The following is a 4,684-nucleotide window of genomic DNA, read 5'->3' on the forward strand; positions in this document are numbered from 1 at the left end:
CACACTGGTCGGTTGCCGGCTTCGCCGTCGGCATCCTCAACCGCCCAGAGAGGCCTATTCCGCCCCTCCACGCATGGCGCTCGGGCCGGGTGCCGGCTCCGCCGTCGCTATACTCACCCGTCCCGGGATCCCTCATATCAGCTCGGCCGCCTTCGGCCGCCGAGCCAGGCCGGCAGTATTCGGGGAACGCGCATCGGCCGCGTGATGTTGGAGACTCGTCCCGAACTGCAGCTGGTGGTCGACATGGCGCCGCGTGCGAATTGGAAGGGTCACCTCAGGATCGGCGCAGTCAGCTGCGCGGTGTCGCTGTTCACCGCCATCGGCGACAGCGACGACGAGATTCACCTCAACATGGTGAACCGCAAAACCGGCCACCGGCTGAAGCGCCAGTTCATCGACAGTGAAACTGAGGAACCGGTCGATCGCGACCACCAGGTGAAGGGCTACGAGGTCGACAACGGCCGGTACATCGTGCTCACGCCGGAGGAGATCGAGGCCGCCGTCCCCGAGAGCACGAAGATCATCGAGTTGGAGAGCTTCGTTCCCTGCATCCAGGTCGAGCGCTTGGCCATCGAACGGCCGTACTACCTCGCCCCGTCCGACGCGGTTGCCGTCGAGGCCTTCACGGTCATCCGCAAGGCCATGCGCCAGGCGAACGTTGCAGGCATCGGTCGCACGGTGCTGTTCCGGCGGGATCGGGTCCTGCTGCTGTTCCCCGAAGGCCAGGGCATGCTCGCGAACCTGCTGCACTTCGACTACGAGATGCGCGATGAAGCCCAGGCGTTCAGCGAGATCCCGAAAGGGAAGATCGACAAGGAAATGCTGGAGCTTGGCACGCACATCATCAAGGGCAAGATGGGCGAGTTCGATCCGGATGCATTCGAGGATCGCTACGAGGAGGCGCTGACAGAGCTCATCCGCGCGAAGCAGCGTGGGGAGAAGATCAAGCCGCGGCCGGAGCCGAAGGCCAATGTCGTCGACCTTCGGGAAGCTCTCCGTCAGAGCGCCGGCCTGGACCCGAAGCCGGCACCCAAAAAGGCGCCCGCGAAGCGCGCCTCCGGCAAGAAGGGACCGCCGGCCGCCGCGGCCCCAACCGGAAGGAAGCGGAAGAGCGCTTAGCCCATGTCCCGTGACTCAGCGCGGATCGAGGGGAAAGGGACGCTTTCGAACGCTCGCCTCGGCCTGAAATGGTCCGGGCGATATCGGGTCGCTGCCAGGGCGCCGCGGACCGCCGCTCCCCATCGCACCTACGGCGCCTTCCTCACGGACGAGGATGTCGACGTCCGCCTCCTGGACGATTTTATCGCCGGCGTCGAGTTGCAGCTGACGATGGAGGACGGCCGAGCCGTGGCAGTGAAGGTCGGCGGCATCGGCGAGCGAAAGCTGGTGCTCGTCGGTGTCCGCAGCGGCTCTATCGGCCTGACGGTTGGGCGCCGAGATCAATCGTAGTGTGCAGCCTATTGGAGGCGTACCTTAAAGGGGCGGCGGATCATCCGATGGTCCGAGTCGGCGGGCGGTGCCGAGGACTGGTCCATCTCGGATTTTCCAGCTGCGGACATGGTCGTCTTGTGGCCAATGAAAGCTGGCGATGAACGACGGCCGCGCTGGGAAGAACGCAATATGGGATCCGAAGACAGCCTGTTGGCTTCGGTCGGGCAGCCGGTGCGGCAGTCGATGAGCTCGGACGAGGTCCGGGCCAGCGAAATTCTTCGGGCCCAGGCTGTCGCAGTCTATACGACCGACGCCGAAGGCAGGATCACCTACTACAACGACGCCGCCGCGGCCCTGTGGGGATGTCGCCCGGAGCTCGGTAAAACCGAATTTTGCGGGCCTTGGAACCTGTTTTGGCCGGACGGAACCCCGCTTCCGCACGATCAATGGCCGGTGGCGATCGCCCTGCGCGAGAAGCGCGCGGTTCGTGGCGTCGAGGCTGTCATAGAGCGACCGGACCGATCCAGGGTTCCCGTCATGCCCCTGCCAGTGCCGCTGCTAGACGGGAATGGTCGCCTGAAGGGCGTCGTGAACACTCTCATCGATCTCAGCGATCGCCAGCAGTTCGAGCATGCGACGCATCGGCTCACTGCGATCGTCGAATCAGCAGATGACGCCATCGTCGCCAAGGATCTCCAAGGCAACATCACCGATTGGAATCCGGGCGCAGAGCGCCTGTTCGGCTACCCCGCACAGGAGGCGATCGGACAGCCGATCGCCATCATCATCCCCGAGGACAGGCGCAGTGAGGAAATCGAGATCCTCGCTCGAATCCACGCAGGGGAGGGGACCGAGCATCTCGAGACGATCCGCCGCCGCAAGAACGGAAGCCTGGTTCCCGTCTCGCTGACGGTCTCACCGGTACTAGATCACGCTGGTCGCGTCGTTGGTGCTTCGAAAATCGCCAGGGACATCTCCGAGCGCATGAAGGCGCAGGAGCGTCAAAAGCTGCTCCTCCGAGAAATGAGTCATCGCTTGAAGAATGTGTTCGCCCTGGCCGGCGCGGTCATCATGCTGAGCACGGGCAGCGCAAGCAGCGCGAAGGATTTGGCGACCGCGGTCAGGGCTCGCCTTGGGGCACTGGCGCGGGTCAACGACCTGACCCTGGCGGACCCCGAGCAAAACCAATCTTCGACCGACACGACATTGGCGGATCTGATCCGGGCGATCCTCGCGCCCTACGGCGTCGACGACCGCCTGTCGATACAGGGCCCGGACATCGCGGTCCGAGGCCACGCAGTGACCAGCCTGGCGCTGCTGCTGCACGAGTTGGCGACCAACGCCGCGAAGTATGGCGCCCTCGCTGACGATCGGGGTCGAATAGCGGTGGCCTGGTCATCTCAGAATGGGGATCTCAATCTAAGATGGTCCGAGCGAGGGGGCCCAGCCAAGGCCGTAGAACCGCAGAAGACTGGTTTCGGGACCTTCATGTGCGATAGCGCCGCTACGGGTCAGCTTGGTGGCAAGATCGAACGGACCTGGGATCCGGCCGGGTTGGCCGTGCAATTGATCATTCCCCTTGCGCGCCTGCTGATCTAATCGAACTGCCTGAAAAATTGGTACTATCTAGCGCCGGAACCGCCCTGTCGGCGGTGTCGTTGCCTCTGTACACAGAGACAGGCAGCGACCATGCGGACCGTGCTTATCGTCGAGGATGAACCCCTTTCCCGGGCATCGGCTGAAATCTCATTTCGAGAGCTGGGCTACAGCGTCATCGCCGCAGAAACGGGGGAAGATGCGATGGCCCTCGCGGTCGCGACGCGCGATCTCCATCTGCTGTTTTCCGATGTCGATCTTGGGATGGGTGTTTCCGGGTGGCACGTCGCGAAACAGGTGAGGATCACGCATCCCGCGGTCGGCGTCGTGTATTGCAGCGGGATGGCGTGCAAGGACGATCACCTGGAGTTTGGCGTAGATAGGTCTGTCCTGTTGCTGAAGCCTTATGAGACGGATCACCTCATCCTGGCACTTCAGGACGCCACCGATACCGACCGGTAGATCGTTCGTTCGCGCTGTAGGCGATCCCCCGAGTTGGTGCAGGCTGCGCTCCATTCTGCCAAGGATCAAACACCGATCGGCCGCTCGGCCGTGGCCTCATCAAAACGCGAAAAGCCCCAGCGGATGCCGGGGCTTCCTTTCGAAACTTCTCCGCGAACGTCAATGGACGTTTTCAGCGTCGCCTCTCAATTGATTGCGGGCGCGACACAGCCTTGAACGAATGGTGCCCACTGGCACATTGAAACGTTCGGCCGCTTCTTCGTAACTGGCGCCGCCGAGGGCAACCACTCGGATGACATCGATATGGTCACGAGAGAGCAGCCCCAGTTTCGACTGAACCTCACGAAGCTCGACAGTGTCGGTTTGAGAGGCCTTGATTGAACAATCCCACTCCTCGATTGGGGTATGCTCTGAGCGATTTCGCAGACTGGTGAGTTGGGACAAAAAAATCCGGCGCATCATTACAGTCAGCCAGGCCATGATGTTGGTGCCGGGCTCCCACAGATGAAGCTTTACGGCAGCGCGCAACATAGTCTCCTGCACCAAGTCATCTGCGTCTGCATGATTTCGGGCAAGTGAGAGTGCAAATCGGCGCAGATCGCACATGTGCGGGGCGACAATGGCGCTAAACTGCTGCTTCGTCTCCGGCGACAGAGTGGTCATTGCAATCTCCAGAACGTGCGAGTTGTGCAATGAACGAGCTAGAGGCGCCATTGTTCCGTCATATCTCAATGGCCGCACGATATATCCCAAATTAACCTTTGATATAGTCGAATAGACTCATAATCCAAGCCGAAATCTGAACTGAAATATTAAAAATGTTAGCGTAGATATTGAATTCATCAACCAACGCGATCCTCGATTAAGTTGATGAGGTGGACGGGACCGTCGTTAGGTTCTCCGGCGAAATCGGGCGATCCCCGGACATAGCCGGGGCTGGGCTCACTGCGCTAGGCACCGCGGGCGCCAAGCTCCGCCGGGCCGCCGATCGGCGTCTCAGCCCTTTCGGGTAACGATCCCGATCGCGTTCCATATCGAGCGAACGGTGCGGGGCCACACTGGTCGGTTGCCGGCTTCGCCGTCGGCATCCTCAACCGCCCAGAGAGGCCTATTCCGCCCCTCCACGCATGGCGCTCGGGCCGGGTGCCGGCTCCGCCGTCGCTATACTCACCCGTCCCGGGATCCCTCATATCAG

Annotated in this window: 5 protein-coding genes; 4 read left to right on the top strand and 1 reads right to left on the bottom strand. The window is 62.0% G+C overall.

The annotated features are described in order from the left end of the window. Positions 1-204: 204 nt before the first annotated feature. The 4 genes from ku (at position 205) to AC3XYG_RS02290 (ending at position 3,489) form a co-directional block, all read left to right on the top strand. A complete protein-coding gene (gene ku / locus AC3XYG_RS02275) occupies positions 205-1,119 on the top strand; it encodes a non-homologous end joining protein Ku (protein ID WP_489138197.1) in 915 nt (304 codons plus the stop codon). Positions 1,120-1,122: 3 nt separating this feature from the next. Continuing rightward, positions 1,123-1,449 carry a hypothetical protein gene (locus AC3XYG_RS02280; RefSeq protein ID WP_489138193.1) on the top strand — a complete coding sequence of 109 codons (327 nt, stop codon included), beginning with the start codon at positions 1,123-1,125 and terminating at the stop codon, positions 1,447-1,449. A gap of 108 nt (positions 1,450-1,557) precedes the next feature. After that, entirely contained in the window at positions 1,558-3,030 is a 1,473-nt protein-coding gene (locus AC3XYG_RS02285; RefSeq protein WP_489138194.1) for a PAS domain-containing HWE histidine kinase family protein, read from the top strand. A 90-nt stretch (positions 3,031-3,120) separates the two neighbouring features. Further along, complete coding sequence (locus tag AC3XYG_RS02290; RefSeq protein ID WP_489138195.1) at positions 3,121-3,489, top strand: response regulator; 369 nt, start codon at positions 3,121-3,123, stop codon at positions 3,487-3,489. Between the two features lie 159 nt (positions 3,490-3,648). Here AC3XYG_RS02290 and AC3XYG_RS02295 read toward each other — a convergent pair whose 3' ends face one another. After that, positions 3,649-4,152 (bottom strand): sigma-70 family RNA polymerase sigma factor, encoded by a 504-nt coding sequence (locus tag AC3XYG_RS02295; protein ID WP_489138196.1) that lies wholly within the window; start codon positions 4,150-4,152, stop codon positions 3,649-3,651. Between the last annotated feature and the right edge of the window lie 532 nt (positions 4,153-4,684).

The organism is Inquilinus sp. (assembly GCF_057815775.1).